We start from the raw sequence: 20746 nt of genomic DNA, 5'->3' as shown, positions 1-20746 counted from the left end.
ATTTCTATGTTGATAAAGCTTCTTTTTTGTGGATAACTCGTTCTACGGATTTAATTTCACCCTTTTCCAGTACCATCTTGTTATCTATACAGGTCGGTAATTGGCTTTGGAAATGACCAACATAAATAAGGGTTTGGCCATTCTTGCTCAGGTCATCGATCACATCATTGAAATATTGTGATTGTTCCTTGTCTAATCCCTGACAAGGTTCATCTAATATAAGCAATTCGGGATGCTTTACAATGGTGCGGGCTAGTAAGGCTAACCGCTGTTGACCTAAGGGTAAAGATCCTAATGTTTTATGCTTCACTTCTTTGAGATCGAAAAAATGAAGTACCTGTTCCAGTTTCTGCTGTTGCTCGTACCCTAATTTCTGATAGAGACTCATTGAGTCGAAGAACCCCGAAGCGATTGTTTGTCCCACATTGGCATTCATATCGTAGTACCAATGTAATTCGGGAGAAATGATACCAAGGTGTTCTTTAATTTCCCAGATACTTTCTCCTGATCCTCTTTTTTTACCGAAAAGGTGGATATCATTAGCATAGGCCTGCGGATGATCTCCATTGATCAGACTTAATAAGGTCGATTTTCCGGAGCCATTATGTCCTTGCAACAACCATTTTTCACCTGCTTTAACTTCCCAATCAATATTTTTTAAGACCTGCTTCTCGCCATAGGAAATATGAATCTGCTTCATCTTTACCATGATGGGAGCGGAGACTTTAGGCGATTGTTGCAAGAAATAAGGTAATTCCTTTCGCTTTCGTGGTATTCCTTTTGAAATTTCACCACTGTTTTGACGAATGACTATTTTCCCATCTTGGATTTCAGCAAAACGATTGATGCAATCAGGCTGCTCGTCATCGTTACTGATCAGCAGCAGTGATACACCTTTTTCTGCAAGCTGATCAAAGACCTGATTCAGATCTTTTCTGGATTGTACATCCAGTCCGGTATAAGGCTGGTCGATAATCAATAGCTGAGGTTGAAGCCACAGTGCTTTGACCAACTGTAGCCTTTTATGTTCGCCACTGGAAAGTTCGATCAACTGTTGATCTTTGAAGTTTTCAAATCCAAAGATAGCGAGGTAAGGTGCTACATCTTCAAAGGCAAGCTGTTGTTGCTTTGCAAAATGTTTTAATTCAGCAAAAACCGTTAGTGTATCGTTTTTTGCAAATTTATTGTAGCGTTGTTGGTAATAGAAATTGCGATCACCCTCCAGATTGGTAAATTGAAACCAATTGGAGACGTAATGCACAAGAGCTGGTAAGGGACTGTCCATATCCAAATGAAAGGATAGGCTGCCCTGATATTTTAGTTGTCCCGCAATTGCTTTTGCTAGCGTTGTTTTTCCTGTGCCACTCGGACCTCCTAAGATCCATTGTTCCCCAGGAAAAATTTGCCAATTTAAATCTTGCAGCACGGTATCCTTACCATGCTGAATAGTTAAATTGGCAATATGGACGACTGGGTCTACCATTTTCTTGTTGTTTCAAATGATTCAATTAAATCTTTTTGATTAAGGATGAAATCGATATCATCGTATCCATTAATCAAGCATGATTTTTTGTATGGATTGATTTCAAATTCAAATTGATCGCCAGTCTCTGTCAACATAACCGTTTGTTTTTCGAGATCAACGATAATTTCTGTGTTTGGGTTTTGGTGTACCAATTCGAAGATTTTAGCTAAAAATTCTTCCGAAACCTGTATCGGCAATACGCCATTATTAAGGGCGTTACCTTTAAAGATATCTGCAAAAAACGAACTGATGACCACATCAAAACCATAGTCTTGAATCGCCCATGCAGCATGCTCACGGCTAGAGCCGCAACCAAAGTTTTTGCCAGCAACCAATATCTTTCCCGAATAGGTTGGGTTATTCAATACGAAATCTGCTTTAGGCTGATTCTCGCTATCAAAACGCCAGTCACGGAACAGATTGTTTCCAAAGCCCTCACGTGTGGTCGCTTTTAAGAAACGTGCCGGTATGATCTGATCGGTATCAATATTTTCAATTGGTAGTGGAACTACCGGTGAAGTTAAAGTTTCAAATTTTTTCATTTTTTTCAAAGTCAAAATAAAAAACCAAAAGCTTTAAATACTAGCTTTCTGTTTTTTTATCCGTTTTATTTTCAGTCGAACTGTAGTTGTTCAAAACCTTTTCCCGTTGTTGTTCGTACTCCTCTTTGGTTATGAGCTTGTCATCGTACATCTTTTTTAGCTCCTGTAATTTTGTTGCTATTGATGTATCTGTTGTCGCTTCTTTTTTAGCTCCTGCACCTAAAGGTATTAGTTCATATGTATGTTGGTCTTTATACTTCATTGTCCATAGAAATGGAACCAAAACAAAAATGCCACCTATAATAGCGCCAACATCAGCTTTTTCATTTCGTGAGAAACTTGTCGAAAAAGGTTCATACCCCTCTTTCTCAATTTTCAGGTCAGTGGTACTACCGACGATTTTAGTGTCTTTATAAGAATATGGTGTTGTACCAGCATATTCTCCTTGAATATAAACTTTTGCACCAATTGGGTTTGACTGAATTAATGTTGTGCTTGCACAACTGGTAAAAAGTGTCGCCCCGGCTAAGATGATAGATGTGATCTTAATATTACTATTACTTTTCATTTTTAGATTAATATACGATATGCTTTATTTTCTTAGATCAACTCTCTAACATCTGTTACTTTTCCTGTTACTGCTGCCGCTGCTGCTGTCAGTGGTGATACCAACATGGTGCGCGCGTTAGGCCCTTGACGCCCCTCGAAGTTTCTGTTGGAGGTCGAAACACAATATTTACCCGCAGGAATTTTGTCTTCGTTCATACCTAAACATGCCGAACATCCAGGTTCACGTAACTGGAATCCAGCCGCTTCAAATATTTTATCCAAGCCCTCTTCTTTGGCTTGTTTTTCTACCTGCTTGGAGCCTGGCACAATCCATACTTCGACATCCTGTGCTTTTTGTTTTCCTTTAACGAATGAAGCTACTTCGCGTAAATCTTCGATACGGGAGTTGGTACAGCTTCCAATGAATACATAATCAACACGGTTACCCAAGACCGTAGAGTCGTCTTTAAAGCCCATGTAGTCTAAGGCTTTTTGATACGATGGTCTTTCTGATTCGGGTTGTGCACTTGTTGCTGGGATATGTTCGGCAATCCCCATACCCATGCCTGGATTTGTACCATAGGTAATCATTGGGGCGATATCTGCTGCATCAAAGGTCAATACTTTATCAAAGATGGCATCTTCGTCTGAATACAATGTTTTCCAGTAGGCTAAGGCGCTGTCCCATTCTTCTCCTTTTGGTGCGAATTCACGACCTTCCACATAATCAAATGTGATTTGATCTGGTGCAATAAGTCCACCGCGTGCACCCATTTCGATACTCATGTTACAGATGGTCATACGTGCTTCCATGCTCAAAGAGCGGATTGCTGAACCGGCATATTCGATAAAATAGCCTGTACCACCTGCTGCAGAAATCTTGGCGATAATATAGAGGATAATATCTTTTGCGCCAACTCCTTTTTGTAGGGTACCATTGACTTCAATTTTCATTGTTTTAGGCTTGGACTGCAATAAACATTGCGTCGCAAAGACCTGCTCAACCTGAGAAGTTCCAATACCAAAAGCGATAGCTCCAAAGGCACCATGTGTTGAGGTATGGCTATCTCCACAGACCATGGTTTTACCGGGGAGTGTGATACCCAACTCTGGACCGATCACGTGTACAATCCCTTGATAAGGATGTCCCAAACCATATAATTCAATACCAAATTCAGCACAATTTTTGGTCAGCATATCAACTTGATAGCGCGATAGCTCTTCTTTGATCGGTAGATGTTGGTTGAGGGTCGGTACGTTATGGTCAGCAGTAGCTACCGTTTGCTTTGGACGAAAGACTGGAATTCCTCTTTTGCGTAAGCCATCAAAAGCTTGAGGTGAAGTAACCTCGTGAATCAAGTGGGTATCGATATATATAATATCAGGAAACCCCTCTTCACGCTTGACGACGTGAGCATCCCAAATCTTTTCTACTAATGTTTTTGACATTTTTATTCTCTCTTATGTTATTTTTATATTAACCAAGGTGATATTGTAAATGTCTCAATATCACCTTGGTTTTAATATACTAAATTACGAAATTTTCATGATTTCAGCGCACATATGTCTATTGAATTCACTTGGATATTCCATACGGCCGTTAAAAAATAGATAATTCGTATGGATTTTTAAACAGTTTTGATCGCTTTCATTGCGGTCATTGCTTTACGCAATTTACGGCCAACGATTTCTACTGGATGATCACGTAAAATTTCGTTGATAACAACTAATTGTGCATTATCAACTGCTGCATCTTTGTTTTCGTTAAAGTTTTTACCTACTAAATCTGTATCAACAGTTTTCATGAAATCAGCCAATAAAGGTTTACAAGCTTGATCAAATAGGTAACAACCGTATTCTGCTGTGTCAGAAATAACACGGTTCATTTCAAACAATTTCTTACGTGCGATCGTATTTGCGATCAATGGTGTTTCGTGCAATGATTCGTAATAAGCAGACTCTGGTTTGATACCAGCTTCAACCATTGTTTCAAATGCCAATTCTACCCCAGCACGAATGAAAGCAACCATCAAGGTATAATTGTCGAAGTATTCTTGCTCGTTGATTTTAACATCACCAGCCGCTGTTTTTTCGAATGCAGTTTCACCTGTTTCAGCTCTCCATTTCAATAAGTTGGCATCGCCATTTGCCCAATCTTCCATCATCGTCTTGCTGAAGTGACCTGACATGATATCGTCTTGGTGTTTTTGGAACAATGGACGCATGATATCTTTCAATTCTTCAGAGATCTCGAAAGCTTTCACTTTTGCAGGGTTGCTCAAACGGTCCATCATACCGCTTACACCACCATGTTTCAAGGCTTCAGTAATCACCTCAACACCATATTGTACCAATTTGGATGCGTATCCAGCTTCAATTCCTTTTTCGATCATTTTGTCGAAAGATAAAATAGAGCCTGTTTGCAACAAACCACAAAGAATAGTTTGCTCACCCATTAGATCTGATTTTACTTCCGCTACGAATGAAGATTTCAATACACCGGCTTTGTGGCCACCTGTTCCTACGCAGTATGCTTTAGCTTCAGCCCAGCCTTTTCCTTGAGGATCATTCTCCGGGTGAACAGCGATCAAAGTAGGGACACCAAATCCACGAAGGTATTCAGCACGTACTTCAGATCCTGGACATTTTGGAGCAACCATGATGACCGTGATGTCTTTACGGATTTGCATGCCTTCCTCAACAATGTTGAAACCGTGTGAATAAGATAGGGTTGCGCCTTCTTTCATCAACGGCATAACTGCAGTGATAACCGAAGTATGTTGTTTATCTGGAGTCAAGTTAATGACCAAATCTGCTGTTGGAATCAACTCTTCATAAGTTCCTACATTGAAGTTGTTGTCCGTCGCGTTTTTCCAAGAATCTCTTTTTTGTTCAATAGCTTCTTTACGTAAAGCATAAGATACGTCCAATCCGCTATCTCTTAAGTTTAAACCTTGGTTCAAGCCTTGAGCACCACATCCTACGATTACGATTTTTTTACCTTTTAAAGCATTTACACCATCGGTGAATTCAGTATTATCCATGAATTCAGCGTGACTTAATTGTTCTAACTGCTCTCTAAGCGGTAAAGTGTTGAAATAATTTGCCATTGTTTTGATTTAGTATTGAGTAATGAGATATGAGAATTGAGATTTTGGTTTTTCTAGCTTATGGCTTACCAGCTTTCTTTCTTCTCTTTTTATTTTTTAATTTCTATTTTTTTAATTTATAAACATCTGCGTTGTGCCAAAGCATAGCCATAATGAACATTATCATGTCCAGAGGTCAAAGCGATAACATCTTCAACTGTATTCATTGGATAACCATAGGTCGCGGTTGAAAAAGAGGTAATCTCTCCGAAAATACCATTTTCGTAGTCTTTGGCGATCTGTTCGATACTTTGGATAGCGATTGCTTTTAATTCATCAATTTCAGCCTGCTCCACAAAACGTGTGGGTTTAGTATCTTTTCTGTAATCTTCGTTGTATTTCACCCAAGAAGTGTCTGCTTTGACACCTGTACGAACATAGACTAAAGTCTGTGTACTCACGACGATATGTCCGAAATTCCAGATAATATTATTATTAAATCCAGTAGGGATTTTGTTGAGTTGCTCTATGGAAAGGCTATCCACCAATTCAATGAATTTTTGGCGTGCCTGTAAGATAAATTTAAATGTTTCTTGCATATTACTATTAAAGCTTACATCGTAAATACATCATCCCGTTTGTCGAGATATTCATTTTCAACAATTTCTATCGAGGGTTCCTTTGCTTCAAACTGGACCAATTTGGAGTGGAAACCGGCGCTATCTTTAATGATAGCGATACGTGCTCCCCGTACAAATTCGATCAAACCATACTTGGTTAATTCTTCTGTCAACTTATCGATTTCCTCGCGGTGACCTGCAGTTTCGAAAACGATATAATCGTTACGGATCACAACCACATTAGCACCATATTGACGTAGTAAACGTTCAACATATACCTTCTCATTGACAACGTCTGCAGGGACTTTATATAAAGCTTGTTCTTGCCAGATCACCTCGTCATTGGTGTTATAGTAGGCTTTAAGAATATCAATCTGTTTTTCCAACTGGCGACAAAGCTTGCGCAGAACATCTTCAGCCTCTGTAATGACAATGGTAAACCGATGTATGCCTTCTACTTCAGAAGGGGAGGTATTCAAGCTTTCGATATTGATTTTTCTTCTTGAAAAAATCGTTGAGATCCTGCCGATAAGACCGATAGAATTCTCTGTATATAGGGTAATGGTATATTCTTGTTTTTCCATTTTAAACTTTACTTTAAGCGGATCTCTGATACGGATGTTCCTTGTGCAACCATCGGAAATACATTGTTTTCCTTTCCTACCATAACTTCCAATAGGTAAGCACCATCGTGTTCAAGCATGGTCTGAAGGGCATTGCGAAGATCTTTGCGTTCTGAAATTTTCTGTCCATCGATATAATATCCTTTGGCAACTGCAACAAAGTCAGGACTGGTGATATTCACGAATGAATAGCGCTTGTCATGAAACAGTTGTTGCCATTGACGTACCATACCTAAGAACTCGTTGTTCAAGATCATGATTTTCACCTTCGCGCCAAACTGCATGATAGTTCCCAATTCCTGAATGGTCATTTGGATACCACCGTCACCGATGATAGCAACAACAGTTTTCTCTGGTGCACCGTACCAGGCGCCGATCGCAGCCGGAAGACCAAAGCCCATGGTTCCCAATCCACCTGATGTTACATTGGATTTGCTGTTGTTAAACTTAGCATAACGACAGGACACCATCTGATGCTGACCTACATCTGTTGTGATAATGGCATCACCACCAGTCAATTCATTCAATACATTAATTACCTCACCCATGGTCATGATATCCGTTTGCGGATGAAGTTCATTTTGGATGACTTCTTTGATTTCTTCCTGTTCAAGCTGACGGAATTGTGCTAACCATGCAGAATGATCCACAGCATTTACCAATTCGGTAAGCATTGGAAGTGATTCTTTACAATCACCCCATACCGGTACTGTAGTTTGTACGTTTTTGTCGATCTCAGCAGGGTCAATATCCAAATGGATCACTTTCGCCTGTTTGGCATATTTGTCCAATCGGCCTGTGACACGGTCATCGAAGCGCATACCGATTGCGATTAAAACATCACACTCATTGGTCATGACATTTGGTGCATAATTGCCATGCATACCCAGCATACCAACATGAAGTTTGTGGTCCGTTGGAAGGGCGCTCAATCCCATGACAGTTGCTGCGGAAGGAATGCCCGTCTTTTCGATAAAAGCTTTGAATTCCGCCTCGGCTTTACCTAAAATAATTCCCTGACCGAAAAGTATAAATGGTTTTTTTGCATTGTTGATTAATTCAGCAGCTTGCTCCACATACTCTTTGCGGACCTGCGGTGCAGGTCTATAACTGCGTACGTGATTGCATTTTTCGTAACCGAAGTAATCGAACAATTGTATTTGCGCATTTTTGGTGATATCGATCAGTACCGGGCCTGGACGACCGGTGCTGGCGATATAAAATGCTTTTGCGAGTGCAGCTGGAATTTCAGTAGCGTCGGTGACTTGGTAGTTCCATTTCGTGACCGGTGCGGTAATATTGATGACATCTGTTTCCTGAAAAGCATCTGTCCCCAATAGTGAAGCAAAGACCTGGCCTGTAATACAGACGATCGGGTTACTGTCGATCATGGCATCAGCCAGTCCTGTAACTAGGTTTGTTGCTCCAGGACCACTTGTCGCGAAGACGACACCTGTACGACCTGAAGTTCTTGCATAACCTTGCGCCGCGTGGATTCCACCTTGTTCATGGCGCACTAAAATATGCTTCAGACGATCCGTATAATCATAAAGGGCATCATAGATTGGCATAATTGCGCCTCCAGGATAACCAAATACGGTATCAACTCCTTCGCTCAATAAGGCTTCCAAAACAGCTTTTGATCCCGAAATCTGTGTCGGAGTTTGCTGCTCTTTAGCGGCCTTATTTTCTGTTATTTCCAGTGTACTCATATTGATTAGTATTGAAATATTAGTATTGAGTATTAAGATTCTTCTTGTGCAAGCCAAATGCTTGACAGTCTTTCCATTTTTTAATTTGAACTGTTTACTTTTCTATAAGTCTGTCACACATCCTTCTGAAGCGTCAGCCACGGTTTTAGCATATTTGTATAACACACCTTTGCTCACTTTTAATGCAGGTTGTACCCAAGCCGCACGACGTTGTGCAATCTCCTCATCAGAAAGTTTCACATTGATTGTATTATTAACAGCGTCAATCTCGATGATATCGTCATCATGCACCAAGCCGATTAATCCACCCTTGTAGGATTCAGGTGTAATGTGACCTACGACGAAACCATGCGTTCCACCAGAGAAACGACCATCTGTGATCAATGCCACGGATTTACCTAAACCAGCACCGATAATTAATGAAGTTGGTTTAAGCATCTCAGGCATACCTGGAGCGCCTATTGGGCCTTCGTTTTTAATAACGACCACATCTCCCTGTTTAATTCTACCCGAGGCAATACCAGCGACTAAGTCATGTTCGCCATCGAATACACGTGCAGGGCCGGTGAATTTTTCTCCTTCTTTACCCGATATTTTTGCTACCGAACCTTTTTCAGCTAGGTTTCCGTAAAGAATCTGTAAATGTCCTGTTGCTTTGATTGGGTCGCTCAACGGTTTGATAATAGGCTGATCATACGCCATAATGGATTTTACATCAGCTAAATTTTCAGCAACCGTTTTGCCAGTTACAGTGATACAATCGCCATGCAGTAAACCTTCATCCAGAAGATATCTCATTACGGCAGGAGTTCCACCATATTGTTGAAGATCCTGCATTAGGTATTTACCGGAAGGTTTAAAATCTGCCAGTACCGGTGTTTCATCACTCATACGTTGGAAATCATCCTGAGAAATGTCAACGCCTACCGCTTTGCCGATTGCAATAAAGTGAAGTACCGCATTGGTGCTTCCACCTAAGATAACGATCGCACGTAATGCATTCTCGAATGCTTTACGCGTCATGATATCGGAAGGTTTAATATCTTTTTCCAGTAAGGTACGGATGTATTTACCCGCATCTAAACATTCATTTTTCTTTGCTTCAGAGATTGCCGGATTAGAAGAAGAGTAAGGCAAGCTCATTCCCAATGCCTCAATTGCGGAAGCCATTGTATTTGCAGTATACATACCACCACAAGCACCGGCACCGGGACAAGTATGTTTGATAATACCCTCGTAATCTTCATCGGAGAGATTACCGCAGATGCGTTGTCCTAAGGCTTCAAAGGCAGAGACAATGTTTAATTCCTCACCTTTATAATGTCCAGGTGCAATTGTACCACCATAGACCATTAAAGACGGGCGGTCCAAACGGGCCATTGCGATAATAGCACCGGGCATGTTTTTATCACATCCAGGAATAGAGATCAGACCATCGTAATATTGACCGCCACAGATCGTTTCGATACTATCAGCGATTACATCACGACTGACCAATGAGTAACGCATACCATCTGTACCATTGCTCATACCGTCACTGACACCGATAGTGCCAAAGGTCAAACCCACTAAGTCATTGTTCCAAACACCTTTTTTGACGATTTGTGCCAAATCATTGAGGTGCATATTACACGTATTACCATCATATCCCATGCTGGCAATACCGACCTGCGCCTTGTCCATATCGGCATCTGTCAAACCGATACCATAAAGCATCGCTTTAGCAGCAGGTTGCGTTTCGTCTTGTGTAAATGTACGGCTGTATTTGTTCATTGCATTTTCGCCGTTAGATAATGACTTCATAATTTTCGTTCTCTAATACTAAATTTTTATATCTTCTTTGTATCGACGCACCTATACTGTGTTCCCACTCTTCTTGATAGATCACATCGTCGACTTGTTTGATTCCGATAATTTCTGCTGCAGTACCACAGAGGAATGCGCTATCTGCAGTATAGATATCTTCTACTGTCAATTGTTTTTCAATGACTTCGAAATTCAGCTTTTTACAGATGTTTTTAACGGTCTGCCTTGTGATGCCGGGGAATATATTCTTTGCCGGTGGAGTATAGATTTTGAAATCTTTCTCAATAAAAATATTCTCACTGGAAGCTTGCGCGACGAAACCTTCATGGTCAAGCATAAGTGCTTCGTCGAAACCTCTGTTAATAGCTTCTGTTGTTGCCAAAATAGAGTTTACGTACTGCCCTGATATCTTCGAGTCAGTTTTAAAAGATTTTGGATTAGGTCTTTTGATATCAGAGATGCATACACGGAGCAGGTTCTGACCAAGATAAGGTCCCCATTCCCAGGCGGCAATCATTAGATTAGCTTCTGTAGAGGAGGTCAGGTGCATATTGGATCCTGTGAGCACTAGTGGGCGGATATAAGCCTCCCGTAAATTGTTTACGGCCAAAAGCTCATAGCATTTGTCAATTAGCTCACGGTTGCTCCATTGATAAGGAATTCCAACCGCTTCACAAGATTTCTTTAATCGGTCAAAATGCTTGTCCGCCTTAAAGATACGCGGGCCATTGTGGGTATTGTACGCGCGTAGACCATCGAATACAGCATAGCCATAATGAAGCGATTGTGCAAAAGGATTCAATGCAGCCTCAGAAGCTTTTACAAAAGCTCCGTCTAAATAAATCAATGTGTTCTTGTCGTAATATTTCATAACCCAAAATTTACCTTATTTAAATAATTCCCTCTTTGGTTTTTTTGCTGGTAAATCATGCTATCTCAGGCCTTGGTAAAAACCTTCGATTTTCATTTCCTCAAGGTAGCAGGAATTACAATAATTGGCAATAGCTAAAGTGCTAATTTTCTATTTAGAATAAAATTTTAAATTTTTATGTTTTAAAAAATTTTAAACTGTTATTCTTTGGTTTGTTCGGTTTTAAATTTTGTTAGTCGTATACCGTATTTAAAATTGGTCTACATGGTCAAAAAATTATTTTTTGTTACAAAGGGCAAATTTCTTCCTAAAATGAAGAAATTGTCAAAAAAACTTTAAAAAAAAAGCTTCCGATATTTCTACCGGAAGCTTTTCAATATTTTAAAATCAATTGATTTAATCTCCGATAATTCCTTCAGCAAGCACGGTAATGACATTGTCTTTTGCTTCCACGACGCCACCTTTAATGAACACTTCTTGTCCACCTTTACCTTGTTGAATAATTACTTTTCCATCTTCCAAAGTAGAAACAATTGCCGCGTGGTCTTTCAAAATTTGAAAAGAACCAGCAGAACCAGGGACGGTAACAGATGTTACTTCGCCTTCGTATACCAATTTGTCGGGAGTGATAATTGTTAATTTCATTATTCTTAGATATAAGATTTGAGATATGAGATTTGAGAACTTTAGGTTTTCAAATAGATATGAGATAATCGAAAGTCTATTATCTCATATCTATGGTCTAATATCTAAATTAAACTGCTTCTGCTAATAATTTCTTACCTTTTTCGATAGCATCATCAATGTTACCTACTAAGTTGAAGGCAGCCTCTGGATATTCATCGACTTCACCTTCAATAATCATATTGAAGCCTTTGATGGTATCTTTAATGTCTACCAATACACCTTTTAAGCCTGTAAATTGCTCTGCTACGTGGAAAGGTTGTGATAAGAAACGTTGTACACGACGAGCGCGGTGAACAGTTAATTTATCTTCTTCAGATAACTCGTCCATACCTAAGATGGCGATGATATCTTGTAGTTCTTTATAACGTTGAAGAATTTCTTTTACACGTTGTGCAGTATCATAATGTTCAGCACCTAAAACAGCAGGAGAAAGGATACGAGATGTAGAATCCAAAGGATCCACAGCAGGGTAGATACCTAACTCAGCAATTTTACGAGACAATACTGTTGTTGCATCCAAGTGAGCAAATGTTGTCGCTGGAGCAGGGTCAGTTAAGTCATCGGCAGGTACATATACCGCTTGTACTGAAGTGATCGATCCGTTTTTAGTTGAAGTGATACGCTCTTGCATCAAACCCATCTCTGTTGCTAAGGTTGGTTGGTAACCTACTGCTGAAGGCATACGGCCTAAAAGTGCGGATACTTCAGAACCTGCTTGAGTAAAACGGAAGATGTTATCGATAAAGAATAGAACGTCACGACCTTGACCTTCGCCATCACCATCACGGAAATACTCCGCAACAGTCAAACCTGACAAAGCAACACGTGCACGTGCACCTGGAGGCTCATTCATTTGACCGAATACGAAAGTACATTTAGAGTCTTTCATTAATTCGTGGTCAACAGTGTCCAAAGGCCATTCGCCTTTTTCCATGCCTTCCATAAAATGCTCACCATATTTGATGATACCTGATTCCAACATCTCACGCAATAAGTCATTACCCTCACGTGTACGTTCACCTACACCAGCAAATACAGAAAGACCACCGTGACCTTTAGCGATGTTGTTGATTAACTCTTGGATTAATACAGTTTTACCTACACCGGCACCACCGAATAAACCAATTTTACCACCTTTAGCATATGGTTCTAAAAGGTCAATAACTTTGATACCAGTAAAAAGTACTTCTGATTCAGTAGATAGATCTTCGAATTTAGGAGGGACGTTGTGGATAGGACGACCATTCTCTTTACTCAAATTTTGGATACCATCTATGGCATCACCAACTACATTGAATACACGACCTTTGATTTCTTCACCAACAGGCATTTTGATAGGAGCACCAGTATCAACAACTTCCATTCCGCGAACCAAACCTTCAGTTGCGTCCATGGCAATTGTACGTACACGATCCTGACCTAAGTGTTGTTGAACTTCCAATACAACACGTTGTCCATTTTCTTTTTGAATGTACAATGCATCGTAAATTTTAGGTAGATTTTCACTGTCGGCGAAGTTGACGTCAACAACTGGGCCGATAATCTGCGCTATTTTACCAATCTTGGGCATATTATAGGGACTAAATATTTATTAATCAATTTTATATAAGAGACATAAAAGGCCTCTTTTTTGGTCAGCAAAAATAAGGTTATTCGTTTTTAAAAACAAATAGAATTTGCAATTAAATTACAATTTTATTAATGGAGGTCAAAATGTTATCTCTTGTAATTCTGTTAGTTTCGATTCTTGAAGCCACAAATATACTTTTTCCGACATATTGGTCATCTATTTTTTAACATCAGCCCTTCCTTTTTCGAATGGACATACAATTAGATTCGCATGGTATCTAAATGTGATCGACCTGAAGCGAGGTTACGATTAAGCGCCGCTTCAGGTCGATAAGAATAGCCGAGTATAGTCTTTTGGAGACTATATTATATCTTTTTATTTAATTCATCTTGCAATTGACGTTTCAGCAATTGCTCTTTTTCCATCGCCTTTTTACGGAATGTCGCAAATTCTTCTTGCGATTGTTCCGCTGTTTTTTGAAATTCTACGGTGTCAACCTTGGCTTTCCGATAAGAGAATAGGAAGATAAAGGTAGCGACAGCTAAGACTCCAATGATGGTCCAGACCACTGTACTATAAAAACCTTTGGATGTATTGATGCCCAAGAACGAAAAACTATCTGTTTTTTGCTGTTCCTGCGCAAGCTGATCTTTTAGTATCTGAATAGAATCCTGTAAGTTTTTGGTATTGGAGGTATAGTTGCTGGATGAAGATTTTAAGGTATTGATTTCCTTGCGTAACTTGGCTACAGTATCAACAACGTTCTTTTTTACAATATCAAGGTTGGTTTTGCGGACCATCTTGAAATCATAATTGTTTTTTGATATATAATTTAAGTGATCAAACTGATTTGCCAAACTCCCTTTTCTTAATCCATCTGGGCTGTATTTGTAAGCGTCGTTGGCCTGCTGAGTGGCAGTAACTGGCGCTGCTGCAGGAGTTTGAGCCTGTAATAAAGTGTACGATGAAATAAATAAAATCGTAAAGAATACAAATGCTAATCTCAATTTGCTCATGTTGTTTATCGTTATTATAATAAGTTTAATCCGGATATTCCAGCTACAAAGCTAGCATATGCCTGTGATAAATATAAGGAATTATTGAAAAAACGAAAATTGAAAGTGAAATATATTTCATTAAACCATTAAAGGACAATAAAACTAAAATAGATTCAATGTGCGACTTGCCCCCTGATTGTTCTGCTATTATCCGAAAATATTATTTGTAAACTTCAACTTGATGCCCAATTGGAAATTGCCTATTGTTTTAAATATTTCCTTTAATGTAGCTTTCTCAATTTTTGTTAGGTTTTCTATCGCAATATAGTTATCTGGATTCAACTTCGCAATCCGAATCTGATTCGTTTGGTTTTTCAGCCGAATGGACATCAGGTAATAATAGGATTGATGAAGCTCATCATATTGTTCTTGAGTAAATATTCCAAGATTTAACAATGCTTTCAACCTACCGCCGGTGTTCTCTTCATAAATTTGATTTTTCAGCGCATAGACACGCACGAGGTCGACGATGGGTGTCATTGCTTTCTTAATATTAAATACTTCTGTTGACCCTATGGTTTGCGTTTTTATTGTTTTGAAAAAAGTCAGCGGTGGTTCGTATTGCAACGCATTTTTCGCGATGAACGCAAAGAATCGTTCGTTGGGTTTCCGCAATTCGACTGTCAGAAAGTCTTTCAGTTGGTCAATGATGTGCTGATCACCATATAACCTCCGACAATCGAAAAAGGTGGAGAACTTAATCGCATTCTCCGGAATGCTTTCTTCAATCCACATCTTATAATTGTTTTTCCAATGGGAAAGGGAATGTGTCCACTCGGGATTGCTAGCCATATACCCACCTGTACAATAGCTGAAACCAATGGTATTCAGCTGGTCAGAAACCTCACGCGCAAATTTTAGAAAATAATCTCTTACATATTCTCGCTGTTCGTTGGCCCTGTCTTCATATATGATAGCGTTGTCCTGGTCAGTCATTAGTGTCTGCTCTTTGCGTCCTTCACTTCCTGTGACCATAAATACAAACTTGGCCGGTGGTTCGCCCATTGCTTTGATAACTTTCTCGATCACCTTTAAGGCGATGCTGTCTGCAACGGTGGTGATGACTTGATTGGCAATTTCGGCATTAACCCCTCTAGCCAATAATTGATGGATGATTTCGGGGACATTGTTCCATTTATCACGTAGCTCTTCGCCTGTTTCAGCAAGCTTTACCGATTGGATAAAAACCAGCGGAGATTGTCCCTGTTCGCTTAGGAGCCGATTGCGACTTAGAAAGCCGACGTATTTACCTTCTTTTTCAACGAGCAGATACCTGGACTTAGTATGAAACATTTTGAGTACAGCTTCATACAGGTAGGCCTGATTGGAAATGCTGACTATGGGGTTGTCCATGACCGAAACGATAGCTACTGTGGCAGTTACCTGTTGTGCTATAACACGGTCTCTCAAGGTCATGTCGGTGACATAGCCAATGATATGGTCCTCATCTTTGATGAACGCACAGCTTACTTTATGCTGAGCCATGGTTCGTGCAACCTCATGAATTGGGGTATCGGAAGTACAAGCAACAATATCCTTATATACAATATGTTCGATTTTGCGGGAATAGAGCTGATCGGCTGCAAAATAGCTTTCCTCGAAGCTGGCTGGTGATTTAACAAAATGGGCGAACTCTTCATCTAACATCCGTTTTCCAAAGGAATTGGTAAAGAATTGAAAGAATTCTTCATTGGCATTGCAGAGTTCAATAAAATTCTTCCGTGGCAACCGATAAATGACCGTTCCTTTTTTCGCAATAACAGATTTGAGTGCTTTTGTTCTATTCAATAATACGGAGATTCCACCAAAACAGTAGGGGGTATGATGGATTTCAATCAGCCTTTTGTTGTCCGAACTATCTAAGAAAAAAGTTTTATATTCACCTTTCTGTATAAGGTCGACGCCTTCCATGTCGGTAATATTCTGCCGATAGACCAAAGTGTCTTTTGTGAAACGGTAGGGATACATCAGTTCAATCAGACTGATCTGAACAGTTTCGGGTAGCACTTGAAAGGGGTGGGTTGACTTTAGCAAGGCGAGGATGTCTTCCGCATTTTTCATAGTAGATATCATGATAAGATGTTATTGAATTCTCCTTGCTGCTTGCTGATATCCTCTTCACTGAGCTCCGCCCGCTGCACCATTTCAAAATAGCATTTTGCTGTAATCGCAGCATCTTTTTCGGCATTGTGTATTGCTGTAGGGGCTTCGGAGAACAGTGCTCCGTGTAGTAAGGCCAATGGAAGGTGTACCATGTTGGGGTTGCGCACATATTTTTTGCTGTGTAACAAGGTGCAAAAGTAATTCAACCCATAAAACGGAATCGGTAAGTTCACCCGATGGTATTCCGCACAGAGCACCTGGAGGTCGAAAGAAAGAAAATGGCCAATCAGCTGAGGCTGGTATTTTTTGATATCGTGAGCGAGCTTGCGGAGTACATCCTTCTTCTTTTCACCATGTTTCATCAAAAAAGAGGGTGTAAGACCATGGATCTGTTCAGAAGCCGGACTGATCGGAATCAATGGCTCATAGATATATTTATTGCTACGTTTGACCTCTTGCTGTTCTTCATCAAAAATAATCCAGGCCAATTGGAGTACATGCGGCCAGTTTTCACTATCCGTATATTTTCGATCCCATTTTTTTGGCAAGCCAGAGGTTTCGGTATCCAGGAATAAAAGATATTTCTTCAAAAATTTCAGTGTATTAATTCTAGCTAAACTTAGTTAAAATCCTTTTTATATGCAATGACAAGAAAGGTATTCTCAAAAGCCCATAACAGTTCATAACAGTTGAGCCGATGGAATGGTATATTTTAGTTTTCGTAATACCTAAACGATTATTATGAATGCTGTTTTTGGAGTTTTATTTCATTTTATAGGCGGTTTTGCCTCAGGAAGTTTTTATGTACCCTATAAGAAGGTTAAAGGGTGGTCCTGGGAAACCATGTGGATTCTTGGCGGTCTTTTTTCTTGGATCATCATTCCTCCTGTAGCGGCGATGCTGACCATACCCAATTTTATGGACATTATAAAGGGAAGCAGTAACAGCATTCTTGGCTATACATTTCTTTTTGGTCTCCTCTGGGGGATAGGAGGGTTGACCTATGGACTGGGTGTACGCTATCTAGGTGTCTCATTGGGAAGCAGCATTATTTTGGGTCTAAGCATGGTTTTCGGCTCATTAATGCCAAGCATTTATTATTTCATTTATCCAACAACGGGTAAGCACGGAATAGACTACTTTTTCACCAGTAATGCTGGGTTATGTATTCTCTTTGGGCTCGCCTTATGTGTGCTGGGTGTTTATCTCTGCGGAAAGGCAGGGGTATCGAAAGAAAGACATCTTGCTTCGTTTTCGAAAACAGGGAGCTCCGATTACAATTTCGGCTTGGGTATTACCGTGGCGATTATATCGGGCATTCTGAGCGCCTGTTTTAATTTTGGCATTGAGGCGGGAAAGCCGATGGCTGACGTGGCCAATGTGCTATGGAAAGCTAACCATCCGGAACAAGGAGAATTTTTATATCAAAATAACGTAACCTATATCGTCATCCTTTGGGGCGGTTTTACAACCAACTTTCTCTGGTGCCTTTACCTCTTACTTAAAAATAAAACCTTTTCGGAGTATACAAAAGAGGAAGTTCCCAAAATGCGGAATCTCCTGCTTTGCGCCTTGGCTGGTACAACCTGGTATCTGCAGTTCTTTTTCTATGGAATGGGGGAAAGCCGCCTTGGAAATGGCGCAAGCTCGTGGATTTTACATATGGCCTTTATTATTCTCATTTCAAATGCCTGGGGTATTTTATTGAAAGAGTGGAAAGGGGTCGACCGGGTTACCCACCGATCTATTATAGCTGGTATAATCACCATCATCCTGTCCATCTGTGTCGTGGGCTTTGCAAAAACATTGGAAAATTAGTGTAAAAATATAAATATGGAAGAAGTGAAAACATACAAATACGTAAACAATTTATGGGATGAACAAAAAGCAAAATCGCTTGGCGAGGATGAGATCGCATTGCTGTTGTATCGTTCCAATATTTTGGGCGCAGACCTTCGCATCACCAACTATGGTGGTGGAAATACTTCCTGTAAAGTCAATATGGTGGATCCACTGACTGGTGAAGATGTCGAGGTGATGTGGATAAAAGGTTCCGGCGGTGATATTGGGACCCTGAAAAAATCGGGACTTGCTGCTTTGTATCTGGAGCGCCTGCATAATCTTGAAAGAGTATATAAGGGGATACAGCAGGAAGATGAAATGGTCGAGCTGTTCAATCATTGTATTTTCGACCTCGCTTCCAAGGCGCCTTCAATAGATACGCCTTTACACGCTTTTTTGCCGTTCAAACATATTGATCATTTGCATCCGGACGCTGCGATTGCGATTGCCGCAGCCAAAGATGGGAAGGAAATCACCCAGCAGTTATTTGAAGGGACCATCGGCTGGGTCGACTGGCAACGGCCCGGCTTCGATCTAGGGCTGCAATTACGGGCCTGTCTCGAAGAAAACCCAGGGATACGGGGCATCATGCTTGGATCGCACGGTTTGTTCACCTGGGGTGATACAGCCTATGCCTGTTATGTGAATTCGTTGGATGTGATCGAACGTTGCGCCGCTTACCTCGAACAAAATTATGGAAAGAAAGGTCCCGTGTTTGGTGGTCAAAAGAATGACAGTCTGGATCAGGCCGGACGGGAATCTCAAGCGGTGAAATTGATGCCAGTATTGCGTGGATTCTGTTCTAGCGAACGTCATATGATCGGTCATTTTACAGATGATGTACGCGTTTTGGAGTTTATCAATTCAAATGATTTGGAACGATTGGCACCTTTGGGGACAAGCTGTCCGGACCATTTCTTACGAACCAAAATTCAACCGCTGGTATTAAATCTGGATAGATCCGAGAATCTGGACGATAGCGCAGCACTCACCGCGAAACTTGAACCACTGTTTACCGCTTATCGCGCCATGTATACGGCCTATTATGAGCAGTGTAAACACGCCGATAGTCCTGCCATCAGAGATCAAAATCCGGTGATTGTACTGTATCCCGGTGTTGGTTTGTTTTCCTTTGCCAAAGACAAGCAGACAGCCAGGGTCGCTGCCGAATTCTATATGAATGCCATAAACGTGATGAAAGGAGCCGAGGCCATAAGCGCGTATACGGCCTTGCCGAGACAGGAAGCGTTTGACATCGAGTATTGGCTATTGGAAGAAGCAAAACTACAGCGCATGCCTAAACCCAAGGCGCTTTCGGGTAAAATTGCCTTCGTGACCGGTAGCGGCGGCGGGATAGGTAAAGCCATCGCGCGAAAAATGGTGCAAGAAGGGGCAGTCATTGTCCTGACAGATGTCAATACGGAGCGGCTTGCAGGCTGTGAGCTGGAGTTTGTAAGCGAATTTGGAAGAGATTCGGTTATCTCGGTAGCGATGGACGTGAAAGATGAACAGCAGATTCTGCAGGCACTACAACGTACATTACTGGCTTTTGGCGGAATTGATATTGTCGTCAATAATGCCGGGCTGTCCATTTCAAAATCTATAGAAGAGCATAGTCAGGCGGATTGGGATCTCCTATTTGATGTATTGGTTAAAGGGCAGTTTTTGGTGACACAGGCCACGGTTCCTATTCTGAAACAACAGGGTGTCGGTGGTGATATTATTAATATTGTTAGTAAAAATGCATTGGTCAGTGGGCCCAACAATGCCGGCTACGGGAGTGCTAAGGGAGCACAATTGCACTTGAGCAGGCTCTGTGCAGCAGAGTTAGGACCTTTTAAGATTCGTGTGAATGTCGTGAATCCAGATGCGGTCATCTCGGATAGTAATATTTGGGCCGGGGGATGGGCAGAAGGTCGAGCCAAAGCCTATGGGATTCGTGTAGAGGAACTACCGGCCTATTATGCCAAGCGGACATTGTTGAATGAAGTTATTTTACCGGAGGATATAGCAAATGCTTGCTTCTCTTTTGTAGGCGGTCTACTATCAAAATCCACGGGGAATGTTCTCAATGTGGATGGTGGTGTTGCCATGGCATTTGTCCGCTAATTTAGCTATCTTCGGTACTGAGTTTCTGTACTAAAGGAAA

17 protein-coding genes are annotated in these 20746 nt (G+C 40.7%); 2 read left to right on the top strand and 15 right to left on the bottom strand.

The features are described 5' to 3' along the window. Positions 1 to 4: 4 nt before the first annotated feature. From DFQ12_RS16775 to DFQ12_RS16705, 15 genes are all read right to left on the bottom strand, one after another. Positions 5 to 1483 carry an ATP-binding cassette domain-containing protein gene (locus DFQ12_RS16775; protein ID WP_120260212.1) on the bottom strand — a complete coding sequence of 493 codons (1479 nt, stop codon included), beginning with the start codon at positions 1481 to 1483 and terminating at the stop codon, positions 5 to 7. Beyond that, positions 1477 to 2067 (bottom strand): 3-isopropylmalate dehydratase small subunit, encoded by a 591-nt coding sequence (leuD, locus tag DFQ12_RS16770; protein WP_120260211.1) that lies wholly within the window; start codon positions 2065 to 2067, stop codon positions 1477 to 1479. The genes DFQ12_RS16775 and leuD overlap by 7 nt, the downstream gene beginning before the upstream one ends. Before the next feature lie 40 nt (positions 2068 to 2107). Continuing rightward, positions 2108 to 2635: a PEGA domain-containing protein gene (locus DFQ12_RS16765; protein WP_120260210.1), complete on the bottom strand. Its 528-nt coding sequence runs from the start codon at positions 2633 to 2635 to the stop codon at positions 2108 to 2110. 32 nt (positions 2636 to 2667) lie between these two features. Further along, a complete protein-coding gene (gene leuC, locus DFQ12_RS16760; RefSeq protein ID WP_120260209.1) occupies positions 2668 to 4065 on the bottom strand; it encodes a 3-isopropylmalate dehydratase large subunit in 1398 nt (465 codons plus the stop codon). Positions 4066 to 4244: 179 nt separating this feature from the next. Continuing rightward, the gene (ilvC, locus tag DFQ12_RS16755; RefSeq protein WP_120260208.1) at positions 4245 to 5726 is read right to left on the bottom strand and encodes a ketol-acid reductoisomerase; all 1482 of its coding nucleotides are present in this window, start codon (positions 5724 to 5726) and stop codon (positions 4245 to 4247) included. Positions 5727 to 5842: 116 nt separating this feature from the next. After that, on the bottom strand, positions 5843 to 6304 hold the full coding sequence (locus DFQ12_RS16750) for a DinB family protein (protein WP_120260207.1): 462 nt from the start codon (positions 6302 to 6304) through the stop codon (positions 5843 to 5845). Between the two features lie 14 nt (positions 6305 to 6318). Then, positions 6319 to 6909 carry an acetolactate synthase small subunit gene (ilvN, locus tag DFQ12_RS16745; protein ID WP_070570155.1) on the bottom strand — a complete coding sequence of 197 codons (591 nt, stop codon included), beginning with the start codon at positions 6907 to 6909 and terminating at the stop codon, positions 6319 to 6321. An 8-nt stretch (positions 6910 to 6917) separates the two neighbouring features. Beyond that, positions 6918 to 8660, bottom strand: coding sequence for a biosynthetic-type acetolactate synthase large subunit (gene ilvB / locus DFQ12_RS16740; protein WP_120260206.1), 1743 nt, complete (start codon positions 8658 to 8660; stop codon positions 6918 to 6920). A 102-nt stretch (positions 8661 to 8762) separates the two neighbouring features. Further along, positions 8763 to 10463: a dihydroxy-acid dehydratase gene (gene ilvD, locus DFQ12_RS16735; protein WP_120260205.1), complete on the bottom strand. Its 1701-nt coding sequence runs from the start codon at positions 10461 to 10463 to the stop codon at positions 8763 to 8765. Next, positions 10447 to 11337 (bottom strand): branched-chain amino acid transaminase, encoded by an 891-nt coding sequence (locus DFQ12_RS16730; protein ID WP_120260204.1) that lies wholly within the window; start codon positions 11335 to 11337, stop codon positions 10447 to 10449. The genes ilvD and DFQ12_RS16730 overlap by 17 nt, the downstream gene beginning before the upstream one ends. Before the next feature lie 396 nt (positions 11338 to 11733). Beyond that, entirely contained in the window at positions 11734 to 11982 is a 249-nt protein-coding gene (gene atpC / locus DFQ12_RS16725) for an ATP synthase F1 subunit epsilon (protein WP_028071934.1), read from the bottom strand. A 109-nt stretch (positions 11983 to 12091) separates the two neighbouring features. Then, positions 12092 to 13594 carry a F0F1 ATP synthase subunit beta gene (atpD, locus tag DFQ12_RS16720; RefSeq protein WP_120260203.1) on the bottom strand — a complete coding sequence of 501 codons (1503 nt, stop codon included), beginning with the start codon at positions 13592 to 13594 and terminating at the stop codon, positions 12092 to 12094. 365 nt (positions 13595 to 13959) lie between these two features. After that, complete coding sequence (locus DFQ12_RS28395; protein WP_244211767.1) at positions 13960 to 14610, bottom strand: hypothetical protein; 651 nt, start codon at positions 14608 to 14610, stop codon at positions 13960 to 13962. Between the two features lie 189 nt (positions 14611 to 14799). After that, on the bottom strand, positions 14800 to 16725 hold the full coding sequence (locus DFQ12_RS16710) for a DUF294 nucleotidyltransferase-like domain-containing protein (protein WP_244211766.1): 1926 nt from the start codon (positions 16723 to 16725) through the stop codon (positions 14800 to 14802). Beyond that, on the bottom strand, positions 16722 to 17345 hold the full coding sequence (locus tag DFQ12_RS16705; RefSeq protein ID WP_167457299.1) for a 3'-5' exonuclease: 624 nt from the start codon (positions 17343 to 17345) through the stop codon (positions 16722 to 16724). The genes DFQ12_RS16710 and DFQ12_RS16705 overlap by 4 nt, the downstream gene beginning before the upstream one ends. Before the next feature lie 151 nt (positions 17346 to 17496). On the opposite strand from DFQ12_RS16705, the gene rhaT reads away from it, so the two are divergent. After that, positions 17497 to 18573 (top strand): L-rhamnose/proton symporter RhaT, encoded by a 1077-nt coding sequence (gene rhaT / locus DFQ12_RS16700; RefSeq protein WP_120260200.1) that lies wholly within the window; start codon positions 17497 to 17499, stop codon positions 18571 to 18573. 15 nt (positions 18574 to 18588) lie between these two features. Next, positions 18589 to 20706 (top strand): bifunctional aldolase/short-chain dehydrogenase, encoded by a 2118-nt coding sequence (locus DFQ12_RS16695; protein WP_208642574.1) that lies wholly within the window; start codon positions 18589 to 18591, stop codon positions 20704 to 20706. Positions 20707 to 20746 lie beyond the last annotated feature (40 nt).

Origin of the sequence: Sphingobacterium detergens, assembly GCF_003610355.1 — a bacterium.
GTDB lineage: Bacteria > Bacteroidota > Bacteroidia > Sphingobacteriales > Sphingobacteriaceae > Sphingobacterium > Sphingobacterium detergens.
Note: the sequence above shows the minus strand (reverse complement) of the source record. Positions and strands in the feature narration are given on the sequence as shown.